The 15,128-nt window shown below is 69.2% G+C and carries 17 protein-coding genes and 4 tRNA genes; 11 read left to right on the top strand and 10 right to left on the bottom strand.

Annotated features, from left to right (window positions below; all coding sequences use genetic code 11):
- Nucleotides 1-680: 680 nt before the first annotated feature.
- Nucleotides 681-1,034, top strand: a complete 354-nt coding sequence (locus tag ACKOB8_RS07785) for a hypothetical protein (RefSeq protein ID WP_526376641.1) — start codon at nucleotides 681-683, stop codon at nucleotides 1,032-1,034.
- Nucleotides 1,035-1,038: 4 nt separating this feature from the next.
- On the opposite strand, the gene ACKOB8_RS07790 is transcribed toward ACKOB8_RS07785, so the two are convergent.
- A complete protein-coding gene (locus ACKOB8_RS07790) occupies nucleotides 1,039-1,509 on the bottom strand; it encodes a DUF2510 domain-containing protein (RefSeq protein WP_526376642.1) in 471 nt (156 codons plus the stop codon).
- A gap of 97 nt (nucleotides 1,510-1,606) precedes the next feature.
- Nucleotides 1,607-1,678 (bottom strand) — tRNA-Val (locus ACKOB8_RS07795).
- Nucleotides 1,679-1,845: 167 nt separating this feature from the next.
- Between ACKOB8_RS07795 and ACKOB8_RS07800 the strand changes: the two genes are divergently transcribed.
- The 4 genes from ACKOB8_RS07800 to ACKOB8_RS07815 all read left to right on the top strand — a co-directional run bounded on the left by ACKOB8_RS07800 (nucleotide 1,846) and on the right by ACKOB8_RS07815 (nucleotide 2,600).
- Nucleotides 1,846-1,918, top strand: a tRNA-Gly gene (locus ACKOB8_RS07800).
- 21 nt (nucleotides 1,919-1,939) lie between these two features.
- A tRNA-Cys gene (locus ACKOB8_RS07805) sits at nucleotides 1,940-2,010 on the top strand.
- 16 nt (nucleotides 2,011-2,026) lie between these two features.
- A tRNA-Val gene (locus ACKOB8_RS07810) sits at nucleotides 2,027-2,101 on the top strand.
- A gap of 109 nt (nucleotides 2,102-2,210) precedes the next feature.
- Nucleotides 2,211-2,600 carry a PPOX class F420-dependent oxidoreductase gene (locus tag ACKOB8_RS07815; RefSeq protein ID WP_526376643.1) on the top strand — a complete coding sequence of 130 codons (390 nt, stop codon included), beginning with the start codon at nucleotides 2,211-2,213 and terminating at the stop codon, nucleotides 2,598-2,600.
- A gap of 77 nt (nucleotides 2,601-2,677) precedes the next feature.
- Here the strand turns inward: ACKOB8_RS07815 and ACKOB8_RS07820 are convergent, their stop codons facing one another.
- Complete coding sequence (locus ACKOB8_RS07820; RefSeq protein WP_526376644.1) at nucleotides 2,678-3,226, bottom strand: GNAT family N-acetyltransferase; 549 nt, start codon at nucleotides 3,224-3,226, stop codon at nucleotides 2,678-2,680.
- Between the two features lie 80 nt (nucleotides 3,227-3,306).
- Nucleotides 3,307-4,140, bottom strand: coding sequence for a CE1 family esterase (locus ACKOB8_RS07825; protein ID WP_526376676.1), 834 nt, complete (start codon nucleotides 4,138-4,140; stop codon nucleotides 3,307-3,309).
- Nucleotides 4,141-4,182: 42 nt separating this feature from the next.
- On the opposite strand from ACKOB8_RS07825, the gene ACKOB8_RS07830 reads away from it, so the two are divergent.
- Nucleotides 4,183-5,157, top strand: coding sequence for a lytic transglycosylase domain-containing protein (locus ACKOB8_RS07830; RefSeq protein ID WP_526376645.1), 975 nt, complete (start codon nucleotides 4,183-4,185; stop codon nucleotides 5,155-5,157).
- 5 nt (nucleotides 5,158-5,162) lie between these two features.
- On the opposite strand, the gene ACKOB8_RS07835 is transcribed toward ACKOB8_RS07830, so the two are convergent.
- The 4 genes from ACKOB8_RS07835 to ACKOB8_RS07850 form a co-directional block, all read right to left on the bottom strand.
- A complete protein-coding gene (locus ACKOB8_RS07835) occupies nucleotides 5,163-5,648 on the bottom strand; it encodes a hypothetical protein (protein ID WP_526376646.1) in 486 nt (161 codons plus the stop codon).
- A 7-nt stretch (nucleotides 5,649-5,655) separates the two neighbouring features.
- On the bottom strand, nucleotides 5,656-6,447 hold the full coding sequence (locus tag ACKOB8_RS07840) for a 1-acyl-sn-glycerol-3-phosphate acyltransferase (protein WP_526376647.1): 792 nt from the start codon (nucleotides 6,445-6,447) through the stop codon (nucleotides 5,656-5,658).
- Nucleotides 6,448-6,469: 22 nt separating this feature from the next.
- Entirely contained in the window at nucleotides 6,470-8,311 is a 1,842-nt protein-coding gene (locus ACKOB8_RS07845) for an AMP-dependent synthetase/ligase (protein ID WP_526376648.1), read from the bottom strand.
- 62 nt (nucleotides 8,312-8,373) lie between these two features.
- Nucleotides 8,374-8,610, bottom strand: coding sequence for a hypothetical protein (locus ACKOB8_RS07850; protein WP_526376649.1), 237 nt, complete (start codon nucleotides 8,608-8,610; stop codon nucleotides 8,374-8,376).
- A gap of 62 nt (nucleotides 8,611-8,672) precedes the next feature.
- Here ACKOB8_RS07850 and ACKOB8_RS07855 point away from each other — a divergent pair, with 62 nt between their 5' ends.
- Nucleotides 8,673-9,248 carry a GNAT family N-acetyltransferase gene (locus ACKOB8_RS07855; protein ID WP_526376650.1) on the top strand — a complete coding sequence of 192 codons (576 nt, stop codon included), beginning with the start codon at nucleotides 8,673-8,675 and terminating at the stop codon, nucleotides 9,246-9,248.
- On the opposite strand, the gene zapE is transcribed toward ACKOB8_RS07855, so the two are convergent.
- Nucleotides 9,245-10,255, bottom strand: a complete 1,011-nt coding sequence (gene zapE, locus ACKOB8_RS07860; protein WP_526376651.1) for a cell division protein ZapE — start codon at nucleotides 10,253-10,255, stop codon at nucleotides 9,245-9,247. The genes ACKOB8_RS07855 and zapE overlap by 4 nt on opposite strands.
- Before the next feature lie 23 nt (nucleotides 10,256-10,278).
- Here zapE and ACKOB8_RS07865 point away from each other — a divergent pair, with 23 nt between their 5' ends.
- From ACKOB8_RS07865 to msrB, 4 genes are all read left to right on the top strand, one after another.
- Nucleotides 10,279-11,049: a pyrimidine reductase family protein gene (locus ACKOB8_RS07865; protein ID WP_526376652.1), complete on the top strand. Its 771-nt coding sequence runs from the start codon at nucleotides 10,279-10,281 to the stop codon at nucleotides 11,047-11,049.
- A 70-nt stretch (nucleotides 11,050-11,119) separates the two neighbouring features.
- Nucleotides 11,120-12,688, top strand: coding sequence for an alpha/beta fold hydrolase (locus tag ACKOB8_RS07870; protein ID WP_526376653.1), 1,569 nt, complete (start codon nucleotides 11,120-11,122; stop codon nucleotides 12,686-12,688).
- Nucleotides 12,689-12,697: 9 nt separating this feature from the next.
- Nucleotides 12,698-13,981: an arabinofuranan 3-O-arabinosyltransferase gene (gene aftC, locus ACKOB8_RS07875; RefSeq protein WP_526376654.1), complete on the top strand. Its 1,284-nt coding sequence runs from the start codon at nucleotides 12,698-12,700 to the stop codon at nucleotides 13,979-13,981.
- Entirely contained in the window at nucleotides 13,978-14,391 is a 414-nt protein-coding gene (gene msrB / locus ACKOB8_RS07880; protein WP_526376655.1) for a peptide-methionine (R)-S-oxide reductase MsrB, read from the top strand. Before aftC ends, msrB begins: the two co-directional genes overlap by 4 nt.
- A 30-nt stretch (nucleotides 14,392-14,421) precedes the next feature.
- On the opposite strand, the gene hemQ is transcribed toward msrB, so the two are convergent.
- Nucleotides 14,422-15,126, bottom strand: coding sequence for a hydrogen peroxide-dependent heme synthase (hemQ, locus tag ACKOB8_RS07885; protein WP_526376656.1), 705 nt, complete (start codon nucleotides 15,124-15,126; stop codon nucleotides 14,422-14,424).
- Between the last annotated feature and the right edge of the window lie 2 nt (nucleotides 15,127-15,128).

Raw genomic sequence — 15,128 nt, forward strand, 5'->3', positions numbered from 1 at the left:
CCGCACGAAGTCCACGGGCTCGGCGGTCCACACCGCGACGTCGGCCACCATGGCGTTGGTCGGCCGGTCCATCTCCAGCCACAGGGAATCCTGGATCCCCATCGGCACCCAGCGCGGAGGGGCGGGGCGGGCGGCCACACAACACGGGGTCCGCTGTCGGGCAGGCGAGTCGACCCGACCAGGCTGCGGTCACGCGACCGTCATTTTTCGTTGCGAGCCAGGGAGAGGGGCTCGCGGCAGGGGCAGAGACCGGAACACCCGCCGGCCCGTGGAGCCGAACCGGTGGTCCCGGCGGGGATCGAACCAGCCGGGAAACAACATATTCTGGCACTTCTACTCGGTGAGGGCTTTATCGCGGGCCTGGTCCGAAACGAACAAGAGCGCGCCCGACGAACCACCAGGTTCCGCACCACCGGCGCTGGCCGGAGTGGAACCGGCCCGGAAGATTGTCGCGGCGACGGTGGCCTGGCTTCGGGCCGCACCGGCGCCGCGACAACCGCAGGGGCACGCCGATGAGGGCCCCACATCCCCGCCGCCGGGAACTCGCCGTCCACGAAGCGGCCCACACCTTCGTGGGTGTCACACACGGGGCACGGGTGATGTTGGTGAAGTTGAGTCCCTGAGGTGGTTCGGGGCAGACCCGGCTCAGCGGCGAGAGCTTCACTGTCGACAACGCCGGGGTGTACCGCAGCCATATCGCCGCCGCCAGCGCGGTCGCCGAGGCGATGCTCACCCACGGCCCACGCCCGACGCTCCGTCAGATCGAGGCACGGCTGTGCGGCTCGGACCGCGACGAACTGCATACCGAGGCGATGACAACCCTGCGACCAGTACCGGTGCCTGCCGTCGAGGTGATCGCGCTGTTGTCACGATGCTGGTCGGCGGTAGCGGACATCGGCGCTGACCTCTATCTCAGACACATGCTCACCCACGCTCACGTGTGCGCGGCGCTGGAACTGACCGACGAGGGCGGTCCGGGCAGCGTGCAGCTGGCGATGATCCGCAGCGGTTGGATGCCCCCGCACCGAGAATGACCGCTCAGCGGTTATCGTCATCCCGAAGTTCGGGAGGCAGCGGATACTGCCCGTAGATCCCGCGCATGTCGTCGCCCTGAAGGAAGGCGGCGTTCTCGACCTCAGCGTTGATCGCCAGGGCCCTGGCGCGGTCTACCGCCTCCTGCCGCCACCGGCGGCGCTCGAAATACTGAAAAGCCGCATACACCGGCCAGGCGGCCAACATCATCAAGACACCGATAGCTGCCACGGCGAACCGTTCCCCGGCACCCGTGCCGCCATCGGCGGCTCCGAAGACCCCCAGCGCCAAAGGCAGCAGGCCCAGAACCACAAACATCCCGGCTACTACTTTTGCCCCGGTCGCTTTCCGAGTGCCGCCGACTACTTCGGGCTCGGCGAAGTTGTCCGTCCACTGCTGGCCATCCCAGTACCGCCGGCGCTGTGTTCCCTGCGGATCTGGGTACCAACCGGCGGGGTAACCCGACTGCTCCCCCACGAGAGAAAGCGTACCGAGCGCGGCCCCTCGGGGGTCGAAAACGGTGCCGCTATTGCCCGGTTATTGCCCATGGGCCGTAGAAAAGAGTCTGACCTTGTGGTCCCGGCTGGGATCGAACCAGCGACCTTCCGCGTGTGAAGCGGACGCTCTCCCACTGAGCCACGGGACCGGTGCGGCGGGTCTGCCTTGTCGTGTGGCGACCACGCTGGGCACGAAGATTAGCACGCCAGCGCCTTTGCCCCCGAACGCCAGCAACGGGGCCTCGGGGATTTGTGGGCGTCGCGGGGGTCTACTATTGTGGCGAGCGCTACGGGCGGCGATCCCGCCCGCAGCCACGCGGATGTAGCGCAGTTGGTAGCGCATCACCTTGCCAAGGTGAGGGTCGCGGGTTCGAATCCCGTCATCCGCTCGGAGTGGCGTCAGACCCCACGGTGGAGTGGCCGAGTGGTGAGGCAACGGCCTGCAAAGCCGTGCACACGGGTTCGATTCCCGTCTCCACCTCCGATTTCCCGGTCCGGCGCGATTAGCTCAGCGGGAGAGCGCTTCCCTGACACGGAAGAGGTCACTGGTTCAATCCCAGTATCGCGCACCAGCATTGTCGCAGTCTGGAGCCCGTCACTTCTCCTTGTCCGGACTCCGTGGGCGCGCAGCCACCAGAAGTGGGTATTCGCCTGCTTGGTACCTCGAGCAGAGGATGGTTCATGGCGGTTTTCACCAAGCAGGAATTGGCGTACCTGAGCAGCCAGCCGCTGATGCGATTCGCATCGGCCTCCCCGACGGCCATGCCCGATGTTGTCACGGTGGCATTTTCGGTCGAGGGCGATGAGATCGTCACGGCCGGTTTCGACATCGCCGCAACCGTGCGTTACCGCAACATCAAGGCCAATCCCCGCGCAGCCGTCGTGATCGACGACCTCGCTGCCCTGGAGCCCTGGACTCCCCGGGGAGTCAAGATTCGCGGCCGGGCACGGATCGAAGGAGACGATGCCGGACAGCGATTCCGCATCACGCCCGAGGTGATTTGGAGCTGGGGAATCAATGAACCCGCCCCGGGTATTCCGAAAATGGAGAAAAGGGTTGTCGAACCGTGAGAAGTCCCGGAGATCGGCCCGAGTCCGCCACCACGCAGAACCACCCTGTTCTCGCGGTCAGCAGCACCGCCCCGCTGCTAGCGCTGCTCCGTCGGTGAGGGATCGCGCTCCCGGAGGATGAACTCCCGGTCCAAGTGTTCGCCCACCGGGTAGTCGTACTCGCCCACCTTCTCAAAGCCGTAGCGGCCATACAGGCGCTGGGCGCCGAGGTTCTGTGACCAGACGCCGATGTAGAGGGGCCGGTATCCCTGAGCCCGTAGCCAGTCGAGTCCGGTCTGCAGCAATACCGTGCCGAGACCCTGGCCCTGCACGTCGCTGCGGAGATAGAGCTGATGGATCTCCCCTGCCCGCGGCTCCCGGCCGGGCGCCGGCAGTTTGCAGTGCCCCGCGGTCAGGAAACCGACCACCGCGCCGTCCGGCGCAGTCGCCAGCCAGACCGCCATGCCCGGTTGGCTGATCAACTGCGCGTAGTGCTCCGGCGTCTCCTCTGTTGCGAGGTAGCGGGCCATGTTCTCCGGGGTGATGTGGGCGAAGGTCTCCGCGAAGGTTGCCCCGGCGAGAGCGGCCAACTCCGGGGCGTCGGCCGTCCGGGCCCGGCGGATGGCGATGCCTGTCTGGCTGTCCACGGGGTCAATGTAAGTGTTGACGCGACTGGCGCGAAACCCCTGGCGGATCGATGCGTGTCCTTCTTCTCAGGGGACCTGACTCACCGGCCGTGCGCTGCGAAGAACTGGCCACTCACCCACGAGGCGTCGGGAGTCCAGATGTGCCCGCCGCCGTCGACGCGCACAAACTCCACCTCGGTGCCGGCCGCACAGCCGACGGCGGTCATCCGGCTTGTCGGCCCGGCGGCGCCGGCCTCAGCCAGCGGACCGGGGCACTGGTCGATCGCCCGCCACCGCTCGGCCATCACCGGCGCCGCGACGACGTCGCTGGCCCCGCCGCGACCGATCATCGGTCCCCCGGCGTAGGGCACCACCGGGTCGGCGGTGCCGTGAATCTGCAGCACTGAGACCGGTCGAGACGGTGCGCACGCGACCCCCGAGCCCAGTGTCCCGGCGACCGGGGCGATGGCCGCCACCAGATCGGCGCGCTGGCAGGCCAGCCGGGTGGCCATGAACGCACCCGCCGACATGCCGGTGACGAACACCCTGCCCGGCGGGACGCGGAAGTCCCGCACGAGCCGGTCGATCAGAGCGGCCAGGAACCCGACATCGTCGACACCCTGGCGATCGGGCACCGAGGCGCCGCGGCCGTCGGCCCAACTCAGGTCGATGCCGTCGGGGTAGGCCACGACGAACCCGAACTGGTCGGCCACCGCGTTGTAGTTGGTCAGCCCGGCCTGATCGCGACCCGTCATGCCGGCCCCGTGCAGGTTGATCACCAGCCCGGAGGGATTGGTCAGACCGAACGGCACGTGCAGCAGATACGAGCGCTGCACTCCCCCGAACGTCAGCGCACCGGGCGGGTCGGCGGGATTGGCCGACGCCGTCGCACCGCCCGATCCGGCCAGGACGAGGGCGGCGAGCAGAGCCGTCATGCGCGCGATCACGGTCACATTCTGCCCGGCCCTGCCGCTACTATGAGCAGCCAGGCTCCGGCTGCAAGGGATCAGGACGGGAACGGGGGGTGGCTGATCATCCACAATCCTCTTCAGACCCTGCTCGCCGCAGGCGCGGCCATACTCACCCTGTCCGGCGCCCTGACCGCGTGCACCACCTCGGTGGCGGCGCCGGCTGACAGCCCGACGGCGACCACCGAGCCGGTCGCACTGGTCCCGCCGGGCGCGCAGCCCAGGCTGGCCGGCGACCCCGCGCAACTGGCCGACAACCTCGTCGCCGACGAACTGACGCTGCGCGACCCCGCCGCAGCCGAACCCCTCCGGGCGCTGGCCGCGCGCCGCCAGCAGGTGGCCTACCGTGCCATCGGCCGCCACCCCGAGTGGGACGCGGTGATCCGGCCGCGGATCCCGGCGGATCTGGCCGAGGTGTACGACCGCAACGTCGACGCCCGCCGCCAACTCTCCGCGATGGCCCAACCCCGCGACACGCTCCCGGCGTGGCGGATCGTGCCGCCCACCCCCGCCCCGGAGTTGCTGGGCTACTACCGGGAGGCGGAGGCGGCGTCCGGGGTGGGATGGAACTACCTGGCCGCGATCAACCTGATCGAGACGTGTTTCGGACGGATCGCGGGCGTCAGCACCGCCGGCGCCCAGGGTCCCATGCAGTTCATGCCCTCGACGTGGGCGGCGTACGGGGCGGGCGGAGACGTCACCGCACCCCGCGACAGCATCCTGGCGGCGGGTCGCTACCTGGCCGCGAGCGGCTTCAGCACCGACCCCGACGGCGCCATCTTCCGCTACAACAACGCCGGGCAGTACGTTCGCGCGGTCACCGACTACGCCGCGGTGATCGCGGCCGACCCGGCGGCCTTCGCGGCCCTGCACCGCTGGGAGGTGTACTACTACTCCACGGCCGGCGACGTGCTGCTGCCGCTCGGCTACGACCAGTCCGCACGGATCCCGGTCGCCGACTATCTGGCCAGCCACCCGCAGTAGCGGGCCTACCAAAGGCCCGCCTCGGTCCACAGGCAACTGCCGGTCAATTCGATGGTGAACAGGTTGGGCAGCACCTCCAGATCCAGCGGCCGGCCGGGCTCCCCCTCGATGACCACCGGCGGCGCCAGCACCCCGGGTTCGACGACGGTCACCTGGGTGGCCCCGCACCGGGCCTTCTCCTCCCGCGGCGTCGCCGTCCACTGCCCCGAGGTGAGATTCGGATTGCGGAAGCCCTGACCGTGCAGGACGATCGCCGGCCCGTAGCTCAGCCAGGCGTCGTTGGGCGGGAACGGCGTCGCCGCCGACACCCAGGACGGCTCCCGGCAGACCAGGTAGTCCGCCCCGCCGGGGAGCTGGGTCATCACCCCGTCGAGTTCGGCCGAGCACCCGGCGCCGGCCACCGGCGGATCGGCGTCGGCCTGCGCCACCGGCAGACCCGACACCGCCACCACAGCCAGGACCAGCACATATCCGCTTCGTCGTCGCATCACACCGGGATTATCCGAAAATGGGCAGCCGGCGTTTCCGGGCCAGCCGGTCCAGGGTTGCCTGCATCACCCTGCGCACCCGGCCGTCGACCCTGTCGACGTCGCAATCCTCATCCACCTCGATCGGATCGAGCACCTCGGTGACGATCTTCGACGGCAGCGGCATGTTCACCGGGATCAGCACGCTCAGCCCGAACGGGAAGCCGAAGGAGATGGGCAGGATGTCGGTGCGGAACAGCCGGCGCTCAACCCGGTCCAGCCGCAGCGCGCGGGCCAGCCACTGCCCCCGGCTCAGGAAGATCTGCGTTTCCTGGCCGCCGATCGACACCACCGGAACGAGGGGCGCCCCGGCCCGCGCCGCGGCACCGACGTACCCGGTGCGTCCGGCGAAGTCGACGACGTTCTCCCGCAGCGAGGGACGGTAGACGTCTTCGTCACCGCCGGGAAACACCAGAACGGCCGCCTCGGCCGCCAGCGCGGCGGCGGCATTCTCCGGGTTGGCGTGCACGACGCCCAGGTGCGGCAGCAGCCGCGCGGCCGGCCCGTGGAACAGCGAGTCGTGCCCGAGCACGTACAGCGGGCGCCGGTAGCCGAACCGGTGGTAGAAGTCGACGGCGAACACCGCGAAGTCGGGCGTGGCCAGCCCGCCGGAGTGGTTGCCCACCAGCAGACAGCGCCCCGGCGGAATTCGTTCGAGGCCGCGCACCTCCGAGCGGTGATAGACCTTCACGATCGGGCGCAGCAGCCCGACGACGTAGCGGGTCAGCTCCAGGTCCCAGTCGCCGACCTCGCTTTCTCCCACCGCTCGGGCCCGGCGAGGCACCCTAGTCGTAGAGCCTCTCGATGCTCTCGTGGAAGTTGTCCACGACCGTCTTGCGCTTGAGTTTCAAACTCGGCGTCAGATCGCCCGCCTCGACGGTCAGTTCGCGTTCGATGATGGCGAAGCGCTTGACCTGCTCCCAGCGGTTGAGGTGCTTGTTGAGCTGATCGACGTAGCCCGCGACCATCTCGCGGGTCTGCGGATCCCGGGCGATCTCGCTGAAGCCCTTGCCCGCCATGTCGTGCTCGGCCGCCCACTCCCCGATCGCCTCGGGCTCGAGACTCACCAGGGCGACGCAGTACGGTTTGTTCTCGCCGTAGACGATGATGTCACTCGCGTAGGGGCACAGCGCCTTGAAACTCGCTGAGATCGCCGAGGGCGCAACGTATTTGCCCTGTGACGTCTTGAACATGTCCTTCTTGCGGTCGGTGATGCGCAGGAATCCCTCGGCGTCCAACTCGCCGATGTCGCCGGTGTGGAACCAGCCGTCGGCGTCGATCGCCTCGGCGGTGGCTTCGGGCAGCTCGTGATAGCCGTTCATGACCCCCGGACCCCGCAGCAGGATCTCGCCGTCCTCGGCGATCTTGACGTCGGTCTGCGGGAAGGTCCAGCCGACGGTTCCGAAGCGGTAGGCGGTGGGCCGGTTCAGCGAGGATGCCGCGGAGGTCTCGGTCAGGCCGTACCCCTCCAGCAGGATGACGCCGACCGCGTCGAACCACTGCGCGACGTCGCGGTCGAGCGCGGCCGACCCGGAGATGAAGAACCGGATGCGTCCGCCGAAGCGCTCCCGGATCGTTGAGAAGACCAGTTTGTCCGCGATCTTGTACTGCAGTGCCAGCAGCGGCGAGGGGCGCTCGCCGGCCTGGCGGAGCCGCGACACCTGCAGACCGACGTCGACGGCCCAGTCGAAGATCCGCTTCTTGGCGCCGCCCTCCTTGGCGACCGTTTCGTTGACCCGGCCGTGCACCTTCTCGAAGATGCGCGGCACCGCGCCCATGATCGTCGGCCGGATCACCGGGAGGTTCTCGACGATCTTCTCGACCCGCCCGTCGATCACCGTGGGGAAACCGATCACCAGCGGCAGCGCGAGCATCACCTTGCCGAACGCGTGCGCCAGCGGCAGCCACAGGTAGTTCAGGTCCCGTTCGGAGAGCACCCCCAGGGAGTCCAGGGCGGCCGCGGTGTAGGTCCACGAGGCGTGGGTCAGTCGCACCCCCTTGGGCCTTCCGGTGGTGCCCGAGGTGTAGATCAGGGTCGCGAGTTGGTCGGGCCGGATCGCGTCGATGCGGTCGGTGACGACGCTGGGCGTATCGGCGAGCAACTGCTTGCCGAGCTGCTCGAGGTCATCGAGGGTGATCACCCAGTTCCCGTCGCCGACCCCGTCGATGACGACCACTTTCTCCACCGCCGGCAGTTCGGAGCGATGGGCGACGAGCTTGTCGACCTGCAGCTGGTCCTCGGCGATCACGATGCGGCTGCCCGAGTTGGCGACGATGTAGGCGACGTCGGGTCCGTTGGTGGTCGGGTACACCGTGGTGGTGGCCGCCCCGGCCGCCAGGATCCCGAAGTCGACGACGACCCACTCGTAGCGCGTTCCCGACGCCAGGGCCACCCGGTCCTCGGGGTTGATCCCCAGCGAGATCAACCCGGCGGCGACGAGTTCTACCTGGTCACCGACCTGCTGCCAGGTCACGCTGGTCCAGCCGCCGTCGTTGTCGGGGTAGCGGAACGCCTCGGTGTGGGGGGTGGCCGCCACGCGGTCACGGAACATCTGGGGCACCGATGCCGCGCGGCTCTCGATCCTGGAGGTGTCGAGCCGCTCTTGGGATTTATGCAGGCCTGCCATGCCCCGAGTCTATTGAATGCGCGAAGCGCCGGTGCGGGAGAACCCCGAGAACCCCGAGAACCTCAGCGCAGCGGCGGTGGCGGCACTCCGGGGGCGGCCACACACACGCCGGTCACACCGTCCAACAGCGTCCCGGAGGGGCACTGCGGAACGCACTGGAATCCCGGGGTGGTGGCGTCCTCCATCTGCCCGGGCGGGCAGGTCTCCGCCGCAGCGGCCATCGGGGTCCACGCCGGTGCGACCACCGCACAGGGGCCCACGGTCAGCGCGAGCAGCGCCACCCAGCCTCTGGCCCGCATCGGCATTTGCCTCGATCCCTCCGTTTTTCCTGCATCAATCGTAACGTCGACACCGTGGTCTTTTGGGTAGCGACGATGCCTGGCGCGTCGCCGTGACGGCCGGCGACGGGGCCCCGACGCCGGTGCGGATCGCCCCGGCCGAGCCGGCCGACGCGACCGAACTGGCCGGGGTCGCGGCGGCGACGTTCCCCCTGGCCTGCCCGGAGTCGGTGAGCGCCACCGACATCTCCGCCTTCGTGGCCGCCACCCTGAGCGCTGAGTGCTTCCGCGGGTACCTCACCGACCCCGGCCGGCTGGTCCTCACCGCTACGGCGTCCGGCCACATCGTCGGTTACGCCATGCTCGTAGTGGCCGACCCCGCCGACCCCGCCGACTCCGAGGTCGAGCTGTCCAAGATCTACCTACTGCCGGGCCATCACCGCTCGGGCGTCGCGGCCGAACTTCTCACCGCGGGGATCGACTGGGCCGCCGAACGGGGGGCGCGGGCCGTGTGGCTCGGCGTCAACCGCGGCAACCTTCGCGCGCAGCGCTTCTACCGCAAACACGGCTTCGCGGTGAGCGGCACCCGGACCTTCCGGCTCGGCGCGAGCGTGCAGGACGATCTGGTCATGCGGCGTGCGATAGGCGGCGATCGCTAGCCGGGATTGCTCAGCGCCAGCAGCCGGGAGGTCGCCCGCAGGTACTTCTTGCGGTAACCGCCCGCGAGCATCTCGGCCGAGAAGACACTGTCCAGCTTGGCGCCGGAGGCCACCACCGGGATGCCGGCGTCGTAGAGCCGATCGGTCAGCGACACCAGTCGCAGCGCGACGCTCTGGTCCTCCAGCAGGTGCACGCCGGTGAGGTGCACGGCCGAAACCCCTTCGACCAGAGCCAGGTAGCGGGAGGGGTGCATGGTGGCCAGATGAGCGCACAGCGCGTCGAAGTCGTCGAGGGTCGCACCCGGGCATCGCGCGGCCCGGGCCCGCACCTCCTCGTCGGAGAGCGGTTCGGGCGCTGGCGGCAGGCCGCGGTGACGGTAATCGGGACCCTCGATGCGCACGGTGGTGAAGATCGCCGCCAGGGTGTTGATCTCCCGCAGAAAGTCCTGTGCGGCGAAACGGCCTTCGCCGAGTTGTTCGGGCAACGTGTTGGAGGTCGCCGCGACCGAGACGCCGCGCTCGACCAGTTGCGAGAGCAGCCGCGAGATCAGCGTGGTGTTGCCCGGGTCGTCGAGTTCGAACTCGTCGATGCAGACCATCGTGTAGTCACCCAGCAGTTCGATGCATTCGACGAACCCGAACCCACCGGCCAGCTGGGTCAGTTCACCGAACGCCGCGAACGCCCGGGGGTGTTCGGCCGATTCGGGCAGTCTGCGGTACGCCGAGGCCAGCAGGTGGGTCTTGCCGACGCCGAAACCGCCGTCGAGGTACAGCCCGACGCCGGGCAGCGTCTCGCGACCGCCGAAGAGCTTGCGGCGTCCGGCCCGCCGGCGCACAGCCTCGTCGCAGAAGGCCAGACAGGAGGCCACCGCGGCGGCCTGCGTGGGCTCGGCGGGATCGGGCCGGTAGCTGTCGAAACTGACCTCGGTGAACGTCGGCGGCGGCACGAGTTGGGCGATCAGTCGCTCCGGGGACACCGCCGGTCGCCGGTCCACCAGCCGGTCCATCCCGGCACTGTAACTTCCTGACGGTGGAGTTCACACTGCTCGGGTCCGGCGAGGCGGTCGACGAGGAGCGGCTGCGCGAGCTCTACTCCTACCCCGATGCTCACGCCGCCGCCCACGCCGACCCGACTCGCCCCCTGCTGCGGGGCAACGTGATCGCCAGCCTCGACGGCGCGGCCACCACCGCCGGCCTCTCCGGCGGATTGGGCGGTGCGGGCGACCGGAAGCTCTTCGCGCTACTGCGCGAGTTGGCCGACGTGATCGTGGTCGGAGCCGGGACCGCGCGCGCCGAGAACTACGGCGGCGCGCGAATGACGGCCGCCCAGCGGGAACGCCGCCGGCTCCGAGGCCAGCCGGAGGTGCCCCCGATCGCGGTGGTCACCCGTTCCGGCGTGCTCGGACCCGGCCTGCCGGTGCTCGCCGACCGGGAGGCGCCGCCGCTGGTGCTCACCTGCGCCGCCGCCGCCACGGACACCGCGACACGAGTGGGGTCCGCCGTCGAGGTGATCGACTGCTCCGGCGCCGACCCCGAACAGGTCGATCTGAGAGTCGCGCTGACGCGGCTGACCGAACGCGGCCTGGCGCGCGCGCTCACCGAGGGCGGGCCGAGCCTGCTGGGCGCCTTCGCCGAGCGGGGGCTGCTCGACGAGCTCTGCGTGACCGCCGCGCCCATGCTCGTCGGCGGGGACGCCGTGCGCATCCTCGCCGGCGGGGCCGAGACACCGACCCCGATGCGGTGCCGCCACGTGCTCACCGATCCCGAGGGCTACCTGTACCTGCGCTACACCAGCGGCTGAGCGGCGACTTAACGGCGGCTGAACAATGGCGCAGGCCGAACGCCGGGGTGTGCTCGCTACTGTGGTGGGCATGCGTCGCCAGGGCCGGGCCGGTGTTGCGGCCGCGGCGGCGATGGCGATCACGCTCGTCCTGGGCGGATGCGCGCCGTGGCTGGCGGCAAACCCCCGATTCGCGACCGACTCCGCCCGAAACCCCGACGCCGGTCCGGCCACCAGCACGGCGGGCAACGGCCCGCCGGCCCTGGTCGCCCCCAAAAACGACCTGGCATGGAGCGACTGCACCGGACAGGTATTCGGCGACGCGGGAAGCGCACCGATCCCCGGTGTGGTGCTCGAGTGCGCGAACTTCGACGTCGATCTCGACCCGATCAGCGGCGCGACCGGCACCCTGAGCATCGGTGCGGTGCGCGCACGTTCGGTGCAGACTCCGCCCGAGGCGGGTCCGCTGGTCTTCACCACCGGCTCGGATCTGCCGTCCTCGCTGCAGTTGGCGGTCTGGCTCTCGCGGTCGGGAGCCGACGTCCTCAAAGGCCGGCCCATCGTCGCGGTGGACCGGCGCGGGATCGGCCGGTCCAGTGCCATCGAGTGCCGGGACGTCTTCGACCGCAGCCAGATGCTCGAACAGGCCCAGTTCGAGCCGGGCGACGACCCGGTGGCCAACCTTGGCGCCGTCACGACCACGGCGACCACCGGGTGCACCGACACCATCGCCCCGGGGGACTCCGCGTACGACACCGGCCGTGCCGCCGAGGATCTCGAGCGACTGCGCAGCATCTGGGACGTGCCCGCCCTGGCGCTGCTCGGAGTCGGCAACGGTGCCCAGGTGGCTCTGGCCTACGCCGGATCGCACCCGGAGAAGGTCGGGCGCTTGGTGCTCGACTCCCCGGTGTCGCCCGGTGTCGGAGCCGAGGTGGCAGCCGAGGACCAGGTGAAAGGACAGCAGGCCGCCCTCGACGCGTTCGCCGCCCAGTGCGTCGCGGTCAACTGCGCACTCGGACCCGATCCCAAGGCCGCCGTCGACGCGCTGCTGTCCGCGGCCCGCGCCGGCCGCGGCCCCGGCGGAGCGTCGGTGGCCGCGCTGACCAATGCTGTCGTGACCGCCCTGGGCTACCCGACCGGCGATCGCATCGCCAACACGGTCGCGCTGGCCGACACGCTGGCGGCGGCCCGCTCCGGGGACACCAACCGGCTCAACAACCTGATGAACCGGGCCGAGGCGATGCGCGACACCGACGGCCAGTTCGTCAACACCTGCAGCGATGCGCTCAACCGCCCCACCCCCGACCGGGTCCGCGAACTCGTCGTCGCCTGGGGCAAGGTCTATCCGCAATTCGGCACGGTCGCCGCGCTCAATCTGGTGAAGTGCCTCAACTGGCCCAGCGGGACGGCCCCGAAGGATCCCCAGAACCTCAAGATCGAGGTCATGCTGCTCGGCGTCCAGAACGACCCGATCGTCGGCGCGCAAGGCGTGGCCGCCACCCTGGCCGCCATCATCAACGCCGGAGCGGCCAGCAAGCGGGTGATGTGGCAGGGCGTCGGACACGGGGCGAGCGTCTACTCCGGGTGCGCGCTGCCCCCGGTGCTGGGTTACCTCGAATCCGGGAAGACACCACCGACCGACACCTTCTGCCCCGCCTGACATCTGCGGGTGTACGGTGCGGACGTGGCCGCCGTCCTGCCGAACGCGCTCCGTCCACGCACCAGTCCGCCGACGACGTCGGCCGTCCTGCGCTCGGTGCTCTGGCCACTGGCCATCATGTCGATCATCCACCGCAGTTACGTGCTGACCACCAACGGCTACATCACCGACGACTGGGCCCCGGTCTACCGCGCGCTGCACAACTTCCGGGCCGGCATCGACATTTACAACGAACACCTCGAATACGTCGACCCGCACTACCTCTATCCGCCCGGCGGAACCCTGCTGATGGCGCCCTTCGGCTACATGGGCAGCGAATTCGCCTCGCGGAACGTGTTCATCTTCTGCAATACCGTGGCGATGATCATCGCCGCCTGCCTGCTGGTGCGACTGTTCAAGTTTTCGCTGTCCTCGGTGGCCCTGCCCGCGCTGCTGCTGGCCATGTTCTGCACCGAGTCGGTGACCAACACGCTGATCTTCACCAACATCAACGGCTGCATCCTGCTGGCCGAGGTGCTGTTCTTAGGCTGGCTGCTCGACGGCCGGGCGAGCCGACAGTGGCTGGCCGGGGCGGCGATCGGACTTTCGCTGGTGGTCAAACCCGTACTGGCGGTGCTGCTGCTGCTGCCGTTGCTCAACCGGCAGTGGCGCACCCTGGTCGCCGCTGCCGCGGTGCCGGTGGTGTTCAATCTCGCGGCATGGCCGCTGGTGGCCGATCCGATGAACTTCATCGAACGCACCCTGCCCTACATCTTCTCCACCCGCGACTACTTCAACAGTTCAGTGTTGGGCAACGGCGTGTACTACGGCCTGCCGATGTGGCTCATCGCCGCGTTGCGGGTGCTGTTCGTCGCGCTGGCCGCGGCAAGCCTGTGGCTGCTCTACCGCTACTACCACCACCGCGACCCGCTGTTCTGGATGCTGACGTCCTCTGGGGTCCTGCTGATCTCCTCCTGGCTGGCATTGTCGCTGGCGCAGGGCTACTACTCGATGATGCTCTTCCCGTTTTTGATGACGGTTGTGCTGCCCAACTCGGTGCTGCGCAACTGGCCGGCGTGGCTGGCCGCCTACGGATTCCTGACCATGGACCGCTGGCTGATGTGGCGCTTGCCGACGACCGGACGCTTCCTGGAGTACATGAAGATCACCTACGGGTGGTCGCTGATGCTGATCGTCGTGTTCTGCGTGCTGTACTTCCGCTACCTCGACGCGCGGGCCGAAAACCGCCTCGAGGACGGGATCGACCCGGCCTGGATGACGCCGGAGCCCCGCCGCGCTAGCGTTGCGGGATGAGTTCTCTTCCCGAACCGAGACTGAAGCTCAGTGACGCCGAGTGGCGTCAGCGGCTGACCCCGGCTGAGCACCGCGTGCTGCGCCAGGCCGGCACGGAGCCGCCGCACACCGGCGAGTACACCGACACCCAGACCGAGGGCGTCTATCACTGCCGGGCGTGCGGGGCCGAGTTGTTCCACAGCAGCGAGAAGTTCGAATCGCACTGCGGCTGGCCGTCGTTCTTCGACCCGGCCTCCTCCGAGGCGGTGGTGCTGCGCGAGGACAATTCGCTGGGCATGCGCCGGGTCGAGGTGCTGTGCGCCACCTGCCACAGCCACCTCGGACACGTATTCACCGGGGAGGGCTACCCCACCCCCACCGATCAGCGCTACTGCATCAACTCGATCTCGCTGCGGCTGACCCCGTCCTGATCGGGTCCTGGTGGGATCCCGCCGTCGGCCTCAGGGCAGCCGGCTCACCAATTCCTCGACACCGACCAGCGGTCCGGTGAAGAACGGGATCTCCTCCCGGACGTGCAGACGCGCCTCGGTGGCGCGCAGGTCACGCATCAGGTCGACGATGCGGTGCAGTTCGGGTGCCTCGAAGGCCAGGATCCACTCGTAGTCCCCCAGCGCGAAGGCCGGCACGGTGTTGGCCCGGACGTCCTTGTAGGCGCGCGCGGCCATGCCGTGGTCGGCGAGCATTTTGCGGCGCTGCTCGTCGGGCAGCAGATACCAGTCCAGCGATCGCACGAACGGGTAGACGCAAATGTAGTTGCCCGGCTCCTCGCCGGCCAGGAAGGCGGGCACGTGGCTCTTGTTGAACTCCGCCGGCCGGTGCAGCGCGACCGCGCTCCACACCGGTTTGACCGCCCGCCCCAGAGTGGTGGTGCGGCGGAAGTCACTGTAGGTGTGCTGAAGCGACTCGACCCGTTCGGCGTGCGTCCAGATCATGAAGTCGGCGTCCGCGCGCATACCCGCGACGTCGTAGAGGCCCCGGACGACGACTCCGCTGTCCTCCTGCTGTTTGAGGAAGGTGGCCGTCTCGTCGATGACCGCGGCGCGGGATTCCTCGTCGTAGCCCAGCGCTGCGGGCTGCGCGGCGAACACCGAGAACATCACGTACCGGACGGTGGCGTTGAGGGTGTCGTAGTCCAGTTTCGCCATGG

The organism is Mycobacterium sp. (assembly GCF_046091765.1).
Classification (GTDB): Bacteria; Actinomycetota; Actinomycetes; order Mycobacteriales; family Mycobacteriaceae; genus Mycobacterium.

Excerpts from the sequence above, each read along its gene's own strand:
- ACKOB8_RS07815 (WP_526376643.1), top strand. The coding sequence starts at position 2,211 with ATGGCGGTTTTCACCAAGCAGGAATTGGCGTACCTGAGCAGCCAGCCG.
- ACKOB8_RS07825 (WP_526376676.1), bottom strand. The coding sequence starts at position 4,140 with ATGACGGCTCTGCTCGCCGCCCTCGTCCTGGCCGGATCGGGCGGTGCG.
- ACKOB8_RS07830 (WP_526376645.1), top strand. The coding sequence starts at position 4,183 with ATGAGCAGCCAGGCTCCGGCTGCAAGGGATCAGGACGGGAACGGGGGG.
- ACKOB8_RS07845 (WP_526376648.1), bottom strand. The coding sequence starts at position 8,311 with ATGGCAGGCCTGCATAAATCCCAAGAGCGGCTCGACACCTCCAGGATC.
- ACKOB8_RS07850 (WP_526376649.1), bottom strand. The coding sequence starts at position 8,610 with ATGCGGGCCAGAGGCTGGGTGGCGCTGCTCGCGCTGACCGTGGGCCCC.
- zapE (WP_526376651.1), bottom strand. The coding sequence starts at position 10,255 with ATGGACCGGCTGGTGGACCGGCGACCGGCGGTGTCCCCGGAGCGACTG.
- ACKOB8_RS07870 (WP_526376653.1), top strand. The coding sequence starts at position 11,120 with ATGCGTCGCCAGGGCCGGGCCGGTGTTGCGGCCGCGGCGGCGATGGCG.
- msrB (WP_526376655.1), top strand. The coding sequence starts at position 13,978 with ATGAGTTCTCTTCCCGAACCGAGACTGAAGCTCAGTGACGCCGAGTGG.
- hemQ (WP_526376656.1), bottom strand. The coding sequence starts at position 15,126 with ATGGCGAAACTGGACTACGACACCCTCAACGCCACCGTCCGGTACGTG.